The sequence below is a fragment of the Xenophilus arseniciresistens genome (genome assembly GCF_028023875.1).
GTDB lineage: Bacteria > Pseudomonadota > Gammaproteobacteria > Burkholderiales > Burkholderiaceae_C > Xenophilus > Xenophilus arseniciresistens.
On sequence record NZ_JAQIPB010000001.1, the window covers coordinates 464,998 to 481,766 of the forward strand.

General features: G+C 69.7%; 15 protein-coding genes. 5 read left to right on the forward strand and 10 right to left on the reverse strand.

Going from position 1 to position 16,769, the window contains the following annotated elements; translation table 11 throughout:
• Positions 1-97 precede the first annotated feature (97 nt).
• Together PGB34_RS02035 and PGB34_RS02040 are read right to left on the reverse strand one after the other, a co-directional pair.
• Positions 98-706, reverse strand: coding sequence for a response regulator transcription factor (locus PGB34_RS02035; protein WP_271426397.1), 609 nt, complete (start codon positions 704-706; stop codon positions 98-100).
• Between the two features lie 37 nt (positions 707-743).
• Positions 744-2,264: a sensor histidine kinase gene (locus PGB34_RS02040; RefSeq protein WP_271426398.1), complete on the reverse strand. Its 1,521-nt coding sequence runs from the start codon at positions 2,262-2,264 to the stop codon at positions 744-746.
• Positions 2,265-2,364: 100 nt separating this feature from the next.
• Between PGB34_RS02040 and PGB34_RS02045 the strand changes: the two genes are divergently transcribed.
• Positions 2,365-3,498 (forward strand): S1C family serine protease, encoded by a 1,134-nt coding sequence (locus tag PGB34_RS02045; protein WP_271426399.1) that lies wholly within the window; start codon positions 2,365-2,367, stop codon positions 3,496-3,498.
• Between the two features lie 99 nt (positions 3,499-3,597).
• On the opposite strand, the gene PGB34_RS02050 is transcribed toward PGB34_RS02045, so the two are convergent.
• Both PGB34_RS02050 and PGB34_RS02055 read right to left on the reverse strand, forming a co-directional pair.
• Entirely contained in the window at positions 3,598-4,923 is a 1,326-nt protein-coding gene (locus tag PGB34_RS02050) for a lytic murein transglycosylase (RefSeq protein ID WP_271426400.1), read from the reverse strand.
• Between the two features lie 51 nt (positions 4,924-4,974).
• A complete protein-coding gene (locus tag PGB34_RS02055; protein ID WP_271426401.1) occupies positions 4,975-6,435 on the reverse strand; it encodes a glycerophosphodiester phosphodiesterase family protein in 1,461 nt (486 codons plus the stop codon).
• Between the two features lie 355 nt (positions 6,436-6,790).
• On the opposite strand from PGB34_RS02055, the gene PGB34_RS02060 reads away from it, so the two are divergent.
• Positions 6,791-8,587 carry a nitrite/sulfite reductase gene (locus PGB34_RS02060; RefSeq protein ID WP_271426402.1) on the forward strand — a complete coding sequence of 599 codons (1,797 nt, stop codon included), beginning with the start codon at positions 6,791-6,793 and terminating at the stop codon, positions 8,585-8,587.
• On the forward strand, positions 8,584-9,003 hold the full coding sequence (locus tag PGB34_RS02065) for a DUF934 domain-containing protein (protein WP_271426403.1): 420 nt from the start codon (positions 8,584-8,586) through the stop codon (positions 9,001-9,003). Before PGB34_RS02060 ends, PGB34_RS02065 begins: the two co-directional genes overlap by 4 nt.
• An 80-nt stretch (positions 9,004-9,083) precedes the next feature.
• Here the strand turns inward: PGB34_RS02065 and PGB34_RS02070 are convergent, their stop codons facing one another.
• From PGB34_RS02070 to PGB34_RS02095, 6 genes are all read right to left on the reverse strand, one after another.
• Positions 9,084-9,884: an amino acid ABC transporter permease gene (locus PGB34_RS02070; protein WP_271426404.1), complete on the reverse strand. Its 801-nt coding sequence runs from the start codon at positions 9,882-9,884 to the stop codon at positions 9,084-9,086.
• Positions 9,881-10,543 (reverse strand): ABC transporter permease subunit, encoded by a 663-nt coding sequence (locus PGB34_RS02075; protein ID WP_271426405.1) that lies wholly within the window; start codon positions 10,541-10,543, stop codon positions 9,881-9,883. The genes PGB34_RS02070 and PGB34_RS02075 overlap by 4 nt, the downstream gene beginning before the upstream one ends.
• Before the next feature lie 14 nt (positions 10,544-10,557).
• Complete coding sequence (locus tag PGB34_RS02080) at positions 10,558-11,463, reverse strand: glutamate ABC transporter substrate-binding protein (protein ID WP_271426406.1); 906 nt, start codon at positions 11,461-11,463, stop codon at positions 10,558-10,560.
• A gap of 72 nt (positions 11,464-11,535) precedes the next feature.
• The gene (locus PGB34_RS02085; RefSeq protein WP_271426407.1) at positions 11,536-12,249 is read right to left on the reverse strand and encodes an aspartate/glutamate racemase family protein; all 714 of its coding nucleotides are present in this window, start codon (positions 12,247-12,249) and stop codon (positions 11,536-11,538) included.
• 74 nt (positions 12,250-12,323) lie between these two features.
• Positions 12,324-13,004 (reverse strand): YceH family protein, encoded by a 681-nt coding sequence (locus tag PGB34_RS02090; RefSeq protein ID WP_271426408.1) that lies wholly within the window; start codon positions 13,002-13,004, stop codon positions 12,324-12,326.
• Between the two features lie 51 nt (positions 13,005-13,055).
• Positions 13,056-14,096 (reverse strand): isocitrate/isopropylmalate dehydrogenase family protein, encoded by a 1,041-nt coding sequence (locus tag PGB34_RS02095; RefSeq protein WP_271426409.1) that lies wholly within the window; start codon positions 14,094-14,096, stop codon positions 13,056-13,058.
• A gap of 217 nt (positions 14,097-14,313) precedes the next feature.
• Here PGB34_RS02095 and metG point away from each other — a divergent pair, with 217 nt between their 5' ends.
• Positions 14,314-16,512: a methionine--tRNA ligase gene (metG, locus tag PGB34_RS02100; RefSeq protein ID WP_271426410.1), complete on the forward strand. Its 2,199-nt coding sequence runs from the start codon at positions 14,314-14,316 to the stop codon at positions 16,510-16,512.
• Entirely contained in the window at positions 16,512-16,766 is a 255-nt protein-coding gene (locus tag PGB34_RS02105) for a hypothetical protein (RefSeq protein WP_271426411.1), read from the forward strand. Before metG ends, PGB34_RS02105 begins: the two co-directional genes overlap by 1 nt.
• The last annotated feature ends 3 nt before the right edge of the window (positions 16,767-16,769 follow it).

A 16,769-nucleotide genomic window follows, 5' to 3' on the forward strand; every position in this document is an offset into this window, starting at 1 on the left:
GGGGGCCATTTTTCATCGCCGGGCCGCCCCAAGATGAAAAAGCGCCCCCTCGGGGGGCAGCGGACCTCGCGCAGCGGGGGAGCGTGGGGGCAATATTTCAGCCCGCGTAGCGCCGCACCAGCTGCGCCAGCGACTCGCATTCGAGCTTGGCGAACAGGTTGGCGCGGTGCGTTTCCACCGTGCGCGGCGAGAGGGCCAGCCGGCGCGCGATGGCTTTGTTGGTCAGCCCCTCGACGATGAAATCCAGCACCTCGCGCTCGCGCGCCGACAGCTGGGCCAGGCGCTCCTGCGCGTCCTGGTCGCGCTCCATGCGCTCGCGCGAGCCGATGTGCTGGCGCACGGCCACCTGCAGGGCCTCGATGAGCTGCTCATCATGAACCGGCTTTTCCAGGAACTCCGCGGCACCGGCCTTGAAGGCGCGGCGGCACAGCTCGACCGTGCCATGGCCCGTGAGCATCAGCACCGGCTGGTCCACGCCCTGCGCGATGAGGCTGTCGAGCACGGCCAGCCCGCTGATGCCGGGCATGCGCACATCCAGCACGATGGCACCGATCTCGCGCCGGTCGAACTGCGCCAGGAAGTCCTGCGGGTCGGCCCAGGTCTGCACGCGCAGGCCCACGGTGCCGATCAGCAGCGCCAGGCTGTCGCGCACGGCAGCATCGTCATCGATCAGGTGGATCAGCGGGGACTGGGCGGAGGCATTCATCGCAAGAGCAGAACAGGAAGCGTGAGGAACGACGCCCTCAGGACATGGGGGCGCCCGCTTCGGAAGCCGGCGCCAGCGGCAGCGCCAGCGTGAAGCGCGCGCCGCCGCCGGGCGGGTTGTCGGCACGCAGGCTGCCGCCCTGGCCCGTGGCCAGGGTTTCGCTCAGGCTCAGGCCCAGGCCCAGCCCGCCGGCGCGCGTGCTCACGAAAGGCACGAAGAGCTGGGGCAGCAGCTCCGGCGCGATGCCGGGGCCGCTGTCGTGGATCTGCAGCAGGCCCTGGCCGCCCGCGGCCTGCCATTCGATGCGCACGCGGCGCGGCGCGGCCGGCGGCAATGTCTCCAGCGCCTGCAGCGCGTTGAGCAAAAGGTTGTGGACGATCTGCTCGATGGCCACCGGGTCGGCCTGCACGCGCACTGGCTCGGCCGGCCCGCCGGTCTGCACCGCCACCTGGCGCCGTGCGCATTCGGGCTCCAGCAGATGCAGTGCCTCGCGCACCACCTCCTGCAACGCCACCACGCTGCGGTGCCGCGCGGCGGCGTCCGGGTCGGGCCGCTCGATGGCGCGGCGCAGTCGGGCCACCACCGCGGCCGCGCGGCGCGCCTGTTCGGCCGCCTGGCCCATGGCCGTGCGCGCGGTGTCCAGCTCGGGCGGCTCTTCGTCCAGCAGGCGGCGCGCGGCCTGCGTGTTGGCCAGCACGGCCGTCAGCGGCTGGTTCAGCTCGTGGGCCATGCCGGCGGCCAGCTCGCCCAGCGCATTGAGGCGGCCCACCTGGCCCAGGCGCAGCAGTTCCTCGGCCCGGCGCCGGCCCGTGCGCTGGCGCTGCCAGGCGCGCAGGCCGGCCAGCGCCACGGCCGCCGCCAGCGCCCACAGCGCCATGGCGGCCCAGGGCAGTTCGGCCCAGCCCACGCGGCGCTGCGACACCACTTCGAAAGGCTGGCTGGCCGAGGCCAGCGTCTTGCGGAAGCTGAAATGCCAGCCGCCCGCGCGCTCGGCATCGCGCCCGGGCTGCAGCACGAACTGCTGGCCTGCGAGCGCGAGCACGGTGCGTGCAGGCGCCTGGCGCGGATCGCCGGGCCATTCGTGCCAGGGCACGGCGGCGGCCAGGTCGATGGCCAGCGCATGGCTCGCGGGCCCGGCGGCCATCAGCAGCCAGTAGCGGCCGGCGGCCAGGTCCACCTGCGCCAGCACGGCCGCCTTGCGCGCACGCGAGGCGGCTTCGGCCTCGGCCAGGCGCGGATCGGCCCAGGCGCTGCCCGGCGCGCGGCGCTGCAGCTCGAGGATGGCCGGATGCAGGGCGCCAGGCCGCGGCGCGGGCCAGGCGCCCTCGCCGCCCAGCAACGCCAGCGTGCCCAGCACCGCATCGAACTGCACCACCTGCTGGCTCAGCAGCCGGTGGGCGATGCGGCCGTCGGTGTCGAAGTCCGCCTGCAGGCGTTCCAGTTCCAGCCGCGCCAGCCAGGCCGCGCCCAGCAGCACTGCCAGCAGCCAGGCCATCAGCCAAGGCAGCCAAGGCAGCCAGGGCAGCCACGGAAGGGAGGAACGCAGGGCGCGGGGCATGGCGGCGATTGTGCCGGCCCGCATGACTTGTACAGTGCAGGCCGCGGGCCGCGCCATGCTGCGCACGCCTGTCTTGTTTCTTCTTCGTCATCCGCTGTCCATGCCCTTGCTGTTGCTGCTGCTCTCCCCCGCACGCCGGTGCGGCCTGTACGCCCTGCTCTCCCTCCTGCTCTGCCTGGCCCTGCCGCTGGCCGCCAGTGCGCGCAACAACAGCAACAGCAGCAGCGACGCGGCGCCGCGCCCCGTGGCACCGCGCGGCGCGCTTGGCGCCGACGAGCTCAACAACATCGCGGTGTTCAAGTCGGCCTCGCCTTCGGTGGTCCACATCACCTCGCTGGCGCTGGAGCGCCAGCTCTTCTCGCGCAATGTGCAGCAGGTGCCGGCGGGCACGGGTTCGGGCTTTCTGTGGGACCGCGAGGGCCACATCGTCACCAACTTCCACGTGATCCAGAACGCCAGCGGCGCCCGCGTGACGCTGGCCGACCAGAGCAGCCACCGCGCGCAACTGGTGGGCGTGTTCCCCGACCGCGACCTGGCGGTGCTCAAGATCGACGTGCCTGCCGCGCGGCTGCAGCCGCTGCCGCTGGGCAGCAGCGCCGACCTGCAGGTGGGGCAGAAGGTCTACGCCATCGGCAACCCTTTCGGGCTGGACCAGACGCTGACCACCGGCATCGTGAGTGCGCTCAACCGCGAGATCGAATCGCAGAACCGCCGCACCATCCGCGGCGCGATCCAGACCGATGCGGCCATCAACCCCGGCAATTCGGGCGGGCCGCTGCTCGATTCGGCGGGCCGGCTGATCGGCGTGAACACGGCCATCTACAGCCCCTCGGGCGCCAGCGCGGGCATCGGCTTTTCCATTCCGGTCGACGAGGTCAACCGCATCGTGCCGCGGCTGATCCGCGACGGCCGCTTCGTGCGTCCGGCCGTGGGCGTGGTCTACGCGCCGGCCGAACTCAACGCGGCCCTGAAGCTGCCCAAGGGCGTGGCCATCCTGCGCGTGCAGCCGGGCAGCCCGGCCGAGCAGGCGGGCCTGCGCCCCTTCACACGCGGCGAGCGCGGCATCGTCGCGGGCGACGTGATCACCGCCATCGACGGCGAGGCCGTGGCCAGCGCCGACGACGTGCTGACCCTGCTGGAGCGCCTGCAGCCCGGCGACACCGTGCGCTTCACGCTCTGGCGCGGCGGCAGCACGCGCACGCAGGCGCTGAAGCTGGCGGCCTCGGAAGACTAGGGCCTGGCCGAGCCATTTCAGGGACCGGCCGCTTCCGAGGCTTCTTCAGACGTTGCGCCCTCGCCCGGCGGCACAGGGCAGCGGGCGCAACAAGCACCTTCAGCGCGGCGCCGTCAGCTGCTGCAGCAACTGCACCGTCGGATAGCCGTCCGCCGGCAGCCCCACGCTGCGCTGCCAGGCCCGCAGGGCCGTGCGCGTGGCGCGGCCCATGATGCCGTCGGGCGCGCCGCTGTTGAAGCCGCGTGCGTTCAGGGCCTCTTGCAAGGCGCGCGTTTCATCGCGCCGCAGCGGCGTCAGCTCGCGCGGCCAGGCGGTGCGCACGCCGGGGCCGCCGGCCAGGCGCTGCGCGAGCAGGCCCACGCCCAGCGCGTAGCTGGTGGCGTTGTTGTAGCGCAGGATGGTGCGGAAATTGGCGCCCACCAGAAAGGCCGGGCCGCGCGCGCCGGCAGGCAGCAGCAGGGCCGCGTCGGCCAGGGCCGGCAGCGCCGCGCCGTCGAGGCTGCGCACGCCTTCTGCGGCCCATTGGGCGGACGACTGGCGCGTCTCGCCGTCGGCACGGCCCACGTCGAAGCCTGGCGGCAGTTGCACTTCCAGGCCCCAGGGCTGGCCCGGCTGCCAGCCTTCGTGGCGCAGGAAGTTGGCAGTGGAGGCGATCACGTCGGGCATGCTGCCCCAGATGTCGCGCCGGCCATCGCCGTCGCCATCCACCGCATGGGCCAGGAACACGCTGGGCAGGAACTGCGTCTGGCCCATGGCGCCGGCCCAGGAGCCGATCATGCGTTCGCGCGCGATGTCGCCGCTTTGCAGGATGCGCAGCGCCGCCATCAGCTGCCCGCGCGCCCAGCTGCCGCGCCGGCCGTCGAAGCCCAGCGTGGCCAGCGCGTCGATGGTGGGGATGTCGCCGTAGTTGGCGCCGTAGTTGCTCTCCATGCCCCAGATCGCCACCACGACTTCGGCCGGCACGCCGTAGCGCGCCGTGGCGTCGTCGAGCGTGGCGCGCAGCTCCTGCAGGCGCTGCTGGCCCCGCGTCACGCGCGCATCCGAGGCGGCGGTGTCCAGGTAGTCCCACACGGCGCGCGTGAATTCGGCCTGCGAACGGTCGCGTTCGATCACCTGCGGCAGCAGCTGCACGCCGTCGAAGGCGCGCTGCAGCGTGGCTTCCTGGATGCCCGCGGCGCGGGCCTCGCTGCGCAGTTGCGCGACCCACTGGGCGAAGGCCTGGGCCTGCGCCGCCGCAGCGCCGTCCGGCGGCGCCGGTGGGGCCGGCACGGGTGCGCCGGCCGCGGCCTGTGCCGGCGCGGAAGGCGGCGGCACCTGCGGCGCCGGGTTCATGGAGTCGGTGCCGGGCGCTGCGCAACCGGCAAGGCCAAGCACCAGCGCGGCGCACAGCGGCGCCATGCGCGGAAGGAAGATGCAGTCAGTCATGCCTGCATTCTGAACGGCACCCGCGGCGCCGGGCCGCATGCCCACAAGCGCTTACTTTTTCTTCAGCAGTTCCTGCTCGTACACCGCGCGCGCCTGCACGCCGGTGTGCGCGAAGTCGGTGAACACGCCGTCGATGCCCAGGCGGTAGTAGGCCAGGAACTCCTGCACCGGATCGCCCTGGAACACGCCCGCCAGGCGCCCCGGCTCGTTGCGGAAGGTGAAGCTGTGCACCACCAGGCCGGCCTTGTGCGCGTTGGCGATCAGGCCCGTGTCCTTGAGCGTGTTCACGTCCTTCAGCCCGGCGCCCTCCTTGTACGGCACCACCGAGTGCGCAAGGATCTCGGGCTTCCAGGGGCCGATGCCGTCGGCGTAGGTCTTGATCTCGGCCAGGCCTTCGGGCGTGAGCATGGCCGCGAAGGTGCGGGCGTCGCCGGCCAGCGTCCAGCTGTAGGGGCGGCCGCTGATGAAGGTCCACTCATCGCTGGTGATGAAGACCATCGAGCCATCCTTGAGGCTGAAGTCGTTGCCGTCGATCAGCTGCACGCCCTTGGCCTTCATGCCGGCGCTGCGCAGGTACTTCAGGCTCTGGGGGTCGAAGCTCTGGATGTAGACCGGCGCGTCCTTGCTGTTGAGACCGTTGCGCTCCAGCAGCGCGATCACGGCGTCCTCGAAGGGCGAGGAGCCCGGCGCGCCACAGCCGTTGGCGATGGCCTGCTGGTTGTTCCAGTAGGGGTTCTTGGTCTCGGCATAGACCGGGATGGTGCGCTTGTGCTCCTTGCCCTTGGCCACGGCGATGTCGATCACCTCCTGGGCGCTGATCAGGGGCAGCTTGCCGTTGAACTCGGTCGGGCGCTCGGCGCGGTTGTCCAGCGTGGTGCCGCGCAGCCAGTCGCCCAGTTCCTTCATCGTGAAGTCGCTGATGGACCAGTCGTTGTTGTGGTTCTCGCCGTCCACCACCAGCGGCTTGAGCACCGCCTTCGGGTCCTTGGGGTCGATCTGGTCGCTCAGGTACCGGGCCGGGCCGTTCTCGGGGATGGCGGGGTACTTCACGTCCACCCACACGCCGGGGGTGGTGCGCTTGCGCGCGGCCACTTCGGCGTTGGTGGCGGCCACCTCGGCCACGTTCGTGCTGTCGCTGAGCCAGGCGTTGTGGCGCGCGACCAGTTGGCAGTCGCGCGTCATGTGCATGTCCATCTCCAGCATGTCGGCGCCCGCGTCGGCCGCCTTCTCGTAGGCCATGCGCGTCTGTTCGGGGTACAGGCCCGACAGCCCGCGGTGGGCGATCACCTGGGGCGGCGTGCCGTCCAGGGTCCGATAGCGCGCCACCGGTTCGGGCTCGGGTGCCGGTGCAGGAGCGGGCGCCGGGGCCGGCGCGGGAGCCGGTGGCAGCGCCACGAAACCGCCCCCGTCGCCGCCGCCGCAGGCCGACAGGGCCACGGTGGCCGCCAGCAGCGCCCCCAGGGCAGTGCGCCGGAAGGCGGGAGCTTGCAGCGTGATGACGGAAGGCTTCATGGGATCGGATCCAGGGTTTGTCTGAACGCAGTCGCGCGCCGATGCTAGGAATGCCCCATGTCAGTCCCGTGACTGATCGCGCTCGCCCGCGCGGGCGCCGGCCTCAACCTGGGGCCGGCGCGGTTTTCGCGCGTCGCACCCGGCCGCAGGGCGCCAGCGCCTAAAATTCACGGGCAGCGGCTTATCCGGTTTTGGGCTTTCAAGCCCCCGCAAGCCGCATGAACGCTGGTGCATATGCTTATCCGCATAAGCCCCGCACCAAAAAATAGTTTGAATGGATAAGCACTGTCACTACAGTGCCCTGTCTGTCCAATCGGTGTCACCTGAGCGTGGTGCCGAGCCGCCCCCACACACGATGTATCAGTACACCGATTTCGACCGCCAGTTCGTGCGCCAGCGCGCCGCGCAGTTCCGCGACCAGCTCGAGCGCTGGCAGGCCGGCAAGCTGGCCGACCACGAATTCCTGCCCCTGCGCCTGCAGAACGGCTGGTACGTGCAGCGCTACGCGCCCATGCTGCGCGTGGCCGTGCCCTATGGCGAGCTGGCCAGCCGCCAGTTGCGCGTGCTGGCGCGCATCGCCCGTGAGTACGACGAGCCGGAAGCCGCCGTGTACAAGCAAGCCATGGAAACGCAGGGCCTGCTGGGCACCGTGAACCTGCCCACGCACTACGCGCACTTCACCACGCGCCAGAACGTCCAGTACAACTGGATTCCGCTGGCCAAGAGCGCCGACGTGATGGACCTGCTGGCGTCGGTGGACATGCACGGCATCCAGACCAGCGGCAACTGCATCCGCAACATCACCAGCGACGAGCGCGCCGGCATCGCCGTGGACGAAGCCGTGGACCCGCGCCCCTACGCCGAGATCATGCGGCAGTGGAGCACGCTGCATCCCGAATTCGCCTTCCTGCCGCGCAAGTTCAAGATCGCGATCACGGGCGCCGCCGAGGACCGCGCCGCCACCGGCTGGCACGACGTGGGCCTGCGCGTGCTCAAGAACGATGCCGGCGAAGTCGGCTTCCAGGTGCGCGTGGGCGGCGGCATGGGCCGCACGCCCATGGTGGGCGTGGTACTGCGCGAGTTCCTGCCCTGGCAGCAGATCATGAATTACCTCGAGGCGGTGGTGCGCGTGTACAACCGCTGGGGCCGCCGCGACAACAAGTACAAGGCGCGCATCAAGATCCTGGTGAAGGCCGAAGGCCAGACCTACATCGACGAGGTCGAGAAGGAATTCCGCGAGATCGTCGAGCTCGACGGTGGCCCGCACACCATCCCGCAGGCCGAGTTCGACCGCGTGGCTGCCTGCTTCGTGCCGCCCGTGCTCCCCGAGCGCGCCTACGATGCCGCCAAGACCGAAGCGGCCCTGGCCGCGCACACCGCGGCCGAGCCCATGTTCGGCCGCTGGCTGCAACGCAACGTGGCCCTGCACAAGAACGCCGCGCTGCGGGCCGTGACGCTGTCCTTCAAGCGCCGCCTGCAGGCCCCGGGCGATGCCGACGCGAACCAGGTCGACACCATCGCCGACCTGGCCGACCGTTTCTCGGCCGGCGAAGTGCGCGTGACGCACGACCAGAACGTGCTGCTGCCCTGGGTGCATGCCGACGACCTGTTCGCGCTGTGGCAGGCGGCCCGCGAGGCCGGCTTCGCCAGCGCCAACGTGCATCTGCTGACCGACATGATCGCCTGCCCCGGCGGCGACTTCTGCGCGCTGGCCAATGCGCGCTCGATCCCCATCGCCGAGGCCATCACCGAGCGCTACCAGGACCTGGACGAGCTGGACGACCTGGGCGAGATCGACCTGCACATCAGCGGCTGCATCAACAGCTGCGGCCACCACCACAGCGGCCACATCGGCATCCTGGGCGTCGACAAGGACGGCAAGGAGTGGTACCAGGTCACGCTGGCCGGCTCCGACGGTTCCGACCTCAGCGGCCCGGCCCAGGCCGGCAAGGCTGTCGGCCCCTCGTTCTCGGCCGCCGAAGTGCCGGACGTGATCGAAGCCGTGCTGGGCACCTACCGCGAACAGCGCCAGCCCGCCCCAGGCGGCCGCTGGGAGACCTTCATCGACACCCTGCGCCGCGTGGGCCACGACCCCTTCAAGACCGCCGCCAACGGCGCGCGCCACAAGGCCGACGAAGAGGTGGCCGCATGAGCGCCGCCACCGCGAACGTGAACGCACAGACCCTGCGCATCCTTGCGCACGACGAGCATGTGGAAGCCGACGGCACGCGCCAGATCGCGCTGGCCAACGACGCCGACCCGCACACGCTGAAGGAGCAACTGGCGCAGATCGAGCGCATCGACCTGCAGTTCCCCGCCTTCACCGATGGCCGGGCCTACAGCCAGGCATTCCTGCTGCGCCGCCGCCTGGGCTTTGCGGGCGAGCTGCGCGCCACGGGCGACGTGCTGATCGACCAGTTGGTGCAGATGCAGCGCACGGGCTTTTCCAGCGCCGTGCTCAAGGAAGGCGTGGACGCAGCCGATGCCAAGCGCCAGTTCGAACGCTTTGCCGCCTTCTACCAGGGCGATGCGGTGCACACGGCGCCGCACTTTGCGACGGCGGACTGAGGCCTGCGCGCCCTGATGAACGAACGGCCATCTCGCGGTGGCCGTTTGTTTTTGTTGTGCGCCAAGGCAGGCCTGCAGCCTCAATGAATGGGCCGGCCCAGCCGCCTGCTGGCTCTGGAGATGGCGTAGTTCACCCCGCAATACAGCAGCGCCACCACCAGGTACACCGGCACCAGCGAGTGGTAGTTGGCAATCAGCACCCTGGCGTTCTGCATCAGCTCGCCATAGGTGACGACGTAGCCGAAGGTGGTGTCCTTCACCACGATCACCAGCTGCGCCACCAGCGCCGGCACGATGTAGCGCAGCGCCTGCGGAAAGACCACCGTGGCAAAGACCTGCGCTTCGCTCAGCCCCAGGCTGCGCGCCGCAAGGGTCTGGCCGCGCGGCACGGCCAGCACGCCTGCGCGGTACACCTCGGCCACCACTGCGGCCGTGCTCAGGCCCACGGGCAGGGTCAGCATCCAGTAGGTGCTGAGCTTGATGCCCAGCGCCGGCAGCACCAGAAAGCACACATAGATCAGCAGCAGCGTGGGCGTGCCGCGCAGGAACTCGATGGCCGCGATGCTGGGCCAGCGCACCAGGCGCGGGCGCGCCAGCCGCCCCAGCATCAGCACCAGCCCCAGGCTCAGCGCAATGAGCGCAGCCATGGCCGCCGAGGCCAGCGTGCCCAGCAGGCCCTTGGCCAGGAAGGCCCAGGTCGAGGGCCAGGCAAAGAACTGCCAGAAGCGCGCTTCGAGCTGCCCTGCGGAATGGAAGCGGAACACGATTGCCGCCCCCACGAGCAGCAGCAGCACGGCCGTGCCCACGCTCGCCGCCCGCGCGAGGGTGCGCCCCCGCGGGCTGGGCGCACCAAAAAGAATGTCTTCCAGCGCGCGGCTCATCGCAGGATCCGCACCTTCTTTTCCAGCGTCGCGCCGGCCCAGGCGATCAGCAGCCCGCTGGCCACATACATCGCAGCCGCCACCGCGAAGGCCGCCATGCCGACGGCGGAGTCATTGGCGATCTTGGACACCAGGGTCGTGAGTTCCCGGCCCGGAAACGGCACCTGCGAGGCCAGCGAAGTCGACAGCATCAGCGCGATGAGCAGCGAGGTCATCGGCTGCACCACCGTGCGCATCGCCTGCGGCAGCACGACGGCGGTGACGATGCGCATGGGGCGCATGCCCAGGCTCAGCGCGGCCTCGACCTGCCCGCCGCCGATGGTGTTGATGCCCGTGCGCAGGTAGTCGGCCGTGAACGCGGAGCACACCAGCGCCAGGGTCAGGATCACGCTGGGCTCGTAGTCGATCAGCACGTTGAGCTCGGGCAGCGCGAACACGATGAAGATCAGCAGCGCCACGCTGGGGATGTTGCGGAAGATCTCCACATAGCCCGTCAGCACGAAGCGCAGCGGCGGCAGCGGCAAAAGCCGCAGCACCGTCACGGCCACGCCCAGCAGCACGCCGGGCACAAAAGAAAGAAGCGTGAGCTTCCAGGTCAGAAAAAGGGCCTGCCCGAAGGCAGGCCCATGTTCGGCCAGGAGCCTGGCGACGTCACCCATCGTTCGTCAGCAAGTCAGGGAATCGCGGGCGGCTTGGGCACGTCGGTGCTGCCGGTGCGCTGCCCGATCGAAATGGTCCACAGCTTGGCCCAGGTGCCGTCGGCTTCGAGCTTCTTCAAGAAGGCGTTGACGAAGGCCACGCCGTCCGAGCCCTTGGGCAGGCCGATACCGTACGGGTCTTGCGCACCAAAGGGCGCGCCGGCCAGCCTGGCGTCGCCCGTGCCCATGCTCAGCGCATTGAGCAGCAGCGTGTGGTCGGTCACGTAGGCATCCACGCGGCCCTGGCGCAGGCCGTCCAGCGCTTCCTGGTGCGTCTGGAACTCCTGCACCGTGGCCTTGGGCGCGTGCTGCGCGAGGATGGCAGGCCCCGTGGAGCCCGCCTGCGTGGCCACCTTCTTGCCGCCCAGGTCGTTGTAGGACTGGATGGTCTTGTTGCTGGACTTGACCAGCACGCCCGCCTGCGAGGCGTAGTACGGGCCGGCAAAGGAGATCTTCTCGGCCCGCGCGGGCGTAATGGAGTAGGTGGCGAGCACCATGTCCACCTGGTTGTTGATGAGCACCTGCTCGCGCGTGGACGAGGTCACCTGCGTGAACTGGAACTTGGAGCCATCGCCCAGGATGTAGCGCGTGATCAGCTGGGCCAGCCCCGCATCGAAGCCGCGGATCTTGCCGTCCTTTTCGTTGAGCAGCGAGAACAGGTTGGAAGTCTGCGTGCCGCCCAGGCGCAAGGTGCCGGCCTGCTTGATCTTGGTGGCCCAGGGACTGGCCGCGATGACATCGGCGCTGGCCACCGGGCCCTGCGCCACCAGCGCGTCAAAGGCCGCGGCGTTGATGGGCGTGCCTTGCGCGAACACGGCAGCGCCGCCAAGGGCCGCCAGTGCCGTGATGGAGGTTTTTACAAAGATGGTTTTGATCGACATGCGGTCCCCTTGGGTCATGTGTTGCCTGGGCCAATATATAGCAGCGATGGAAAGCACAGGCTGCTGCTGCGGTCAGTCGGGCGCGCATCCGCCCACGGCCCGGTCAAGGGCGGCACGCGCGAGCAGGCGCGTCGAATCCAGCGTCGGCAGCGCCGAATTGCTGTCGTCGATGATCAGGGGTATCTCGGTGCAGCCGAGCACCACGGCATCGCAGCCCTGGTGATTCTTGAAGTCGTCGATGGCAAGGCGGAACACCGCCACCGATTCGGGCCGGATCACGCCGTTGACCAGTTCGTCCATGATGATGCGACCCATCTCGTCGCGCGCTGCATCGGACGGACGCACGGCCTCGATGCCGCGGGCGAGCAATTGCTGCGGATACACATCGCTTTGAACCAGCCACCGCGTGCCGGTGATGCCCACGCGCTGGAAGCCCCTGCGCCCGGCCTCGGCCGCCACCACGTCGGCAATGTGCAACCAGGGAAGCGGCGAGCGCGGCGCGACGCGCGAGAACGCGGCGTGGATGGTGTTGTCGGGACAGATCAGGAAATCGGCGCCCGCGCGCGCCAGCTTCTCGGCCGATGCGAGCATCAACGCCGCCACGCCGTCGAGGTCACGCCGCTCAAGGCATTCGACATATTCGGCCAGCGAAGGGGTGTGCATGGACACTTCAGGATGCGCGTGCGCGCCAAGCCGCATCGCGCCTTCGGCGCAGATCGTGCGATAGCACAGCGCAGCACCTTCGGCCGAGCAGCCGACGATGCCGATGTGGGCAACAGCTTTCACTTCGAGCTTTCTCCAGTCATGGGTGCACCGTGGTGCGGCAGGAGGCCCAACGGCCTCGTGTTCTTGAAGCCCCGTCAGCCCGCCGATTCCTCCAAGCCCAACTCCGCATACACCCGCGCCACCAGCCCCTTGAGATGCGCGAGCTCGCCTTCCAGCCGCGACACCTGCGCGCGCAGCGCGGCGACTTCGCCGGCGGCCACGTCGGTGCTGGAGCCCGCACCGCCTGAAACGGGCTCTGCGCTGGCAGCCGGCACTTCCACCTCACCGGAAAGCAGATGCGCCCAGCGCGCCTCGCGGGCGCCGGGCAGGCGCGGCAGCTTGACCACCAGCGCGCCGGCCGCGCGTTCGGCCATTTCGTCCAGAAAGCCTTCGACCGAGGAGATGTCGGCGAAGTTGTGCATGCGGTCGCTGGCGATGCGCAGCTCGCCCGCGGTCTGGGGGCCGCGCAGCATCAGCACGGCCAAAAGGATCACCGATTGCGAGGGCAGGCGCAGCACGCGGTCGGCGTTGTGGCCGTAGCGCAGGGCGCGGCCGCCGCTCGATTCATCGATGAGGCTCTGGCGGCGCAGGCTGTCCAGCGCGTCCTGGGCCTGGGCCTCGCTCAGCTCCATCACGGGGTGGCGGCTGGTCTTCTGGTTGCAGCCGGCCAGCAGGCTGTTGAGCGTGAGCGGGTAACTGTCGGGGACGGTGCGCTGCTTCTCGATCAGCACGCCCAGCACGCGCGCCTCGGCAGGGGAAAGAATGGGCAGGGTCATGCGCCGATCATCCGCGATTCGGCCGCCCTCGCCCATCGCGGGCGCCCGTGGTCAGCCGCCGTTGCGGATGCGCGCCACCAGCGCGTTCGTGAAGGCCGCGGTGTTGGCGCTGCCGCCCAGGTCGCCCGTGCGCACCTTGTCGATGTTGAGCGTCTGGTCGATGGCCGTGCGCAGGCGCTGCGCGAGTTCGGGCCGCTTCACGTGCTCGAGCATCAGCGCCGCGGCCAGCATGATGGCGATGGGGTTGGCGATGCCCTTGCCCGCGATGTCGGGGGCCGAGCCATGCACGGCTTCAAAAATGGCGGCGTCGGTGCCGATGTTGGCGCCTGGCGCCATGCCCAGGCCGCCGACCAGGCCGGCCACCAGGTCCGACAGGATGTCGCCAAACAGGTTGGTCGTCACCAGCATGTCGAACTGCCAGGGGTTGAGCACCAGCTTCATCGCGCAGGCATCGACGATCACGGCGTCGAGCTCGAACTTGCCCTGGTAGTGCTCCGCATAGAGCTGCTGCCCGGTTTCGAGGAACAGGCCCGTGAGCACCTTCATGATGTTGGCCTTGTGCACCAGCGTGACCTTCTTGCGGCCCGTGGCCACGGCGGTGTCGAAGGCGTACTTGAGGATGCGGCGGCAGCCCTCGCGCGTGTTGATGCCGGTGGCCATGCCCACGGCGTGCGGGTCGTTGCCGATGGGCACGTAATGTTCGTGGCCGATGTACAGACCCTCGAGGTTCTCGCGCACCACCAGCAGGTCGATGTCGTCGAAGCGCCCGCCCGGGATGAGGGTGCGCGCGGGCCGCACGTTGGCATAGAGCTGGAACTCTTCGCGCAGGCGCACGTTGGAGCTGCGGTAGCCGCCGCCCGAGGGCGTTTCCAGCGGGCCCTTCAGGGCCAGGCGCGTGCGGCGGATGGACTCGAGCGTGGCGGCCGGCAGCGGGTCGCCCGCGGCCTTCACGCCGCCCAGGCCGGCCACCTGCGTGTCCCATGCAAAGGGCGCGCCCAGCGCGTCCAGGGCGGCCAGCGTGGCATCAACGATCTCGGGGCCGATGCCGTCACCGGGGATGAGGGTGGCGGGAATGGTGTTCACGGGGTTCATGGCGGGCTCCTCGGTCGGCTGCAGGGGTCGCGGTGGCGACAGACCACCGCGTCACGGCCGAGCATAGCCGCGCGCTCCGCGGGCCCCGATGACGCTGCCTAAAATGCCCATCCTTTGGCCGTCTTTGCGCACCCCGGTGCGCCCGTGCCGCAGCCGCCCGGTCTGCGCCGGCCGCGGCCCCGTCTTCCTCCTCCTGCTTTTGCGAGCGCCCCTTCCGATGACCGCCCCGCGCAAGATCTTCGTCACCACCGCGCTGCCGTATGCCAACGGCCCCTTCCACGTCGGCCACATGCTGGAGTACATCCAGGCCGACATCTGGGTGCGCTTCCAGCGCATGCAGGGCGCGCAGGTGAACTTCGTGGGCGCGGACGACGCCCACGGCGCGCCGATCATGATCGCGGCCGAGAAGGCCGGCAAGACGCCCGAGCAGTTCGTGGCCGACATCGCCGCGGGCCGCAAGCAGTACCTGGACGGCTTCCACATCCGCTTCGACAACTGGCATTCCACGCACAGCCCGGAAAACACCGAGCTGGCGCAGGCCATCTACCGCGACCTGAAGACCGCAGGCCTGATCGAGACGCGCACCATCGAGCAGTTCTTCGACCCCGAGAAGAACATGTTCCTGCCCGACCGCTACATCAAGGGCGAGTGCCCGCGCTGCCATGCCAAGGACCAGTACGGCGACAACTGCGAGGTCTGCGGCGCCGTCTACGCGCCCACCGACCTGATCAACCCCTACTCGGCACTCTCGGGCGCCAAGCCGGTGCTCAGGAACTCGGAGCACTACTTCTTCAAGCTCTCCGACGCGCGCTGCGTGGATTTCCTCAAGGAATGGACGCAGAACGGCGTGCATGTGCAGCCCGAGGTGGCCAACAAGGTCAAGGAGTGGTTTGGCGTGCGCGACAACCCCGACGGCACGCAGAGCGAAGGCCTGGGCGACTGGGACATCAGCCGCGACGCACCCTACTTCGGCATCGAGATCCCCGATGCGCCGGGCAAGTACTTCTATGTCTGGCTGGACGCGCCCGTGGGCTACCTGGCCTCGCTCAAGAACCTGCTGGACAAGGCCCGCATCGAGGCCGACGTGGACGAGGACACGCCGAACCCCACGGCCATGACCTTCGAGCAGTACATGGCCCAGCCCGAGCTGGAGCAGGTGCACTTCATCGGCAAGGACATCGTCACCTTCCACACGCTGTTCTGGCCCGCCATGCTCAAGTTCAGCGGCCGCAAGACGCCCGACAAGGTCTGCGTGCACGGCTTCCTCACCGTCAACAACGGCGAGAAGATGAGCAAGAGCCGCGGCACCGGCCTGGACCCGCTCAAGTACCTCAAGCTGGGCATGAACCCCGAGTGGCTGCGCTACTACCTGGCGGCCAAGCTCAACGGCCGCAACGAAGACATCGACTTCAACCGCGATGACTTCATGGCCCGCGTGAACAGCGACCTGATCGGCAAGTTCGTCAACATCGCCTCGCGCGCGGCCGGCTTCATCGCCAAGCGCTTTGGCGGGCAGCTCGGCGCCACCGGCAGCGAAAGCCAGGGCCTGCTGGCCGCGCTGCAGGCCCAGGGGCCGGCTGTGGCCGACGCCTTCGAGCGCCGCGACACGGCCCGCGCGCTGCGCGAGGTGATGCTGCTGGCAGACCGCGTGAACGAGTACGTGGACGCCAACAAGCCCTGGGAGCTGGCCAAGCAGGAAGGCGCCGATGCGCGCCTGCAGGAGGTGTGCAGCACCTGCATCGAGGCCTTCCGCCTCATCGCGCTGTACCTCAAGCCCGTGCTGCCCGCGCTGGCCGCGCAGGTCGAAGCCTTCCTGAAGGTGCAGCCGCTGCAGTGGGCCGACGCGGCCCGGCTGCTGGGCGGCGGCCATGTCATCGGCGAGTACCAGCACCTGATGCAGCGCGTGGACATCAAGCAGCTCGACGCGCTGTTCGAAGCGCCCGGCGATGCACAAGCCGCCGCAGCGCCAGCCGCACCGGCCAGGAAGGAAGCCAAGGCCGCCAAAAAGGCCGAGCCCGTGATCGACCCCAATGCACCCGGCGGCGAGCCGCTGGCCGAAACCATCGGCATCGACGACTTCGCCAAGGTGGACCTGCGCATCGCCAGAATTCTGGCCTGCGAGGCCGTCGAGGGCTCGACCAAGCTGCTGCGCCTGACCCTGGACGTGGGCGAGAAGGACGAAGCCGGCCAGCCGAAGACGCGCAATGTCTTCAGCGGCATCGCCAGCGCCTACCAGCCCGAACAGCTCGTGGGCAAGCTCACGGTGCTGGTGGGCAACCTGGCGCCGCGCAAGATGAAGTTCGGCCTTTCCGAAGGCATGGTGCTGGCCGCCAGCCATGCCGACGAAAAGGCGCATCCGGGCATCTTCGTGCTCGAGCCCTTCCCTGGCGCGCTGCCGGGCATGCGGGTGCGCTGATGGCTGCGCGCACATCATCATCCCTGGCGGCAGCGGGCCTGTGCCTGGCAGCCGCGCTGGCGCTGGCCGGCTGCGCGGCCTCGGGCCGCAGCGCTCCCGCACGCGGCGATGCGCCTGCCGATGCACAACAGGGCACGCCGGGCACGCAGCGGGGCAAGTGGCCCGTGCTGCCGCCGCCCCAATGGGTCAAGCCCGGCGACGACGACGACACCGCGCCGGCCCGAACCAACAACAGCAACAACAACAAGAAGTGACCA

Bases quoted from the DNA above. Each gene is read 5' to 3' on its own strand.
- PGB34_RS02090 (WP_271426408.1), bottom strand. From the start codon at position 13,004: ATGACCCTGCCCATTCTTTCCCCTGCCGAGGCGCGCGTGCTGGGCGTG.
- PGB34_RS02045 (WP_271426399.1), top strand. From the start codon at position 2,365: ATGCCCTTGCTGTTGCTGCTGCTCTCCCCCGCACGCCGGTGCGGCCTG.
- PGB34_RS02075 (WP_271426405.1), bottom strand. From the start codon at position 10,543: ATGGGTGACGTCGCCAGGCTCCTGGCCGAACATGGGCCTGCCTTCGGG.
- PGB34_RS02055 (WP_271426401.1), bottom strand. From the start codon at position 6,435: ATGAAGCCTTCCGTCATCACGCTGCAAGCTCCCGCCTTCCGGCGCACT.
- PGB34_RS02095 (WP_271426409.1), bottom strand. From the start codon at position 14,096: ATGAACCCCGTGAACACCATTCCCGCCACCCTCATCCCCGGTGACGGC.
- PGB34_RS02070 (WP_271426404.1), bottom strand. From the start codon at position 9,884: ATGAGCCGCGCGCTGGAAGACATTCTTTTTGGTGCGCCCAGCCCGCGG.
- PGB34_RS02040 (WP_271426398.1), bottom strand. From the start codon at position 2,264: ATGCCCCGCGCCCTGCGTTCCTCCCTTCCGTGGCTGCCCTGGCTGCCT.
- PGB34_RS02035 (WP_271426397.1), bottom strand. From the start codon at position 706: ATGAATGCCTCCGCCCAGTCCCCGCTGATCCACCTGATCGATGACGAT.
- PGB34_RS02050 (WP_271426400.1), bottom strand. From the start codon at position 4,923: ATGACTGACTGCATCTTCCTTCCGCGCATGGCGCCGCTGTGCGCCGCG.
- PGB34_RS02105 (WP_271426411.1), top strand. From the start codon at position 16,512: ATGGCTGCGCGCACATCATCATCCCTGGCGGCAGCGGGCCTGTGCCTG.
- metG (WP_271426410.1), top strand. From the start codon at position 14,314: ATGACCGCCCCGCGCAAGATCTTCGTCACCACCGCGCTGCCGTATGCC.
- PGB34_RS02080 (WP_271426406.1), bottom strand. From the start codon at position 11,463: ATGTCGATCAAAACCATCTTTGTAAAAACCTCCATCACGGCACTGGCG.
- PGB34_RS02060 (WP_271426402.1), top strand. From the start codon at position 6,791: ATGTATCAGTACACCGATTTCGACCGCCAGTTCGTGCGCCAGCGCGCC.
- PGB34_RS02065 (WP_271426403.1), top strand. From the start codon at position 8,584: ATGAGCGCCGCCACCGCGAACGTGAACGCACAGACCCTGCGCATCCTT.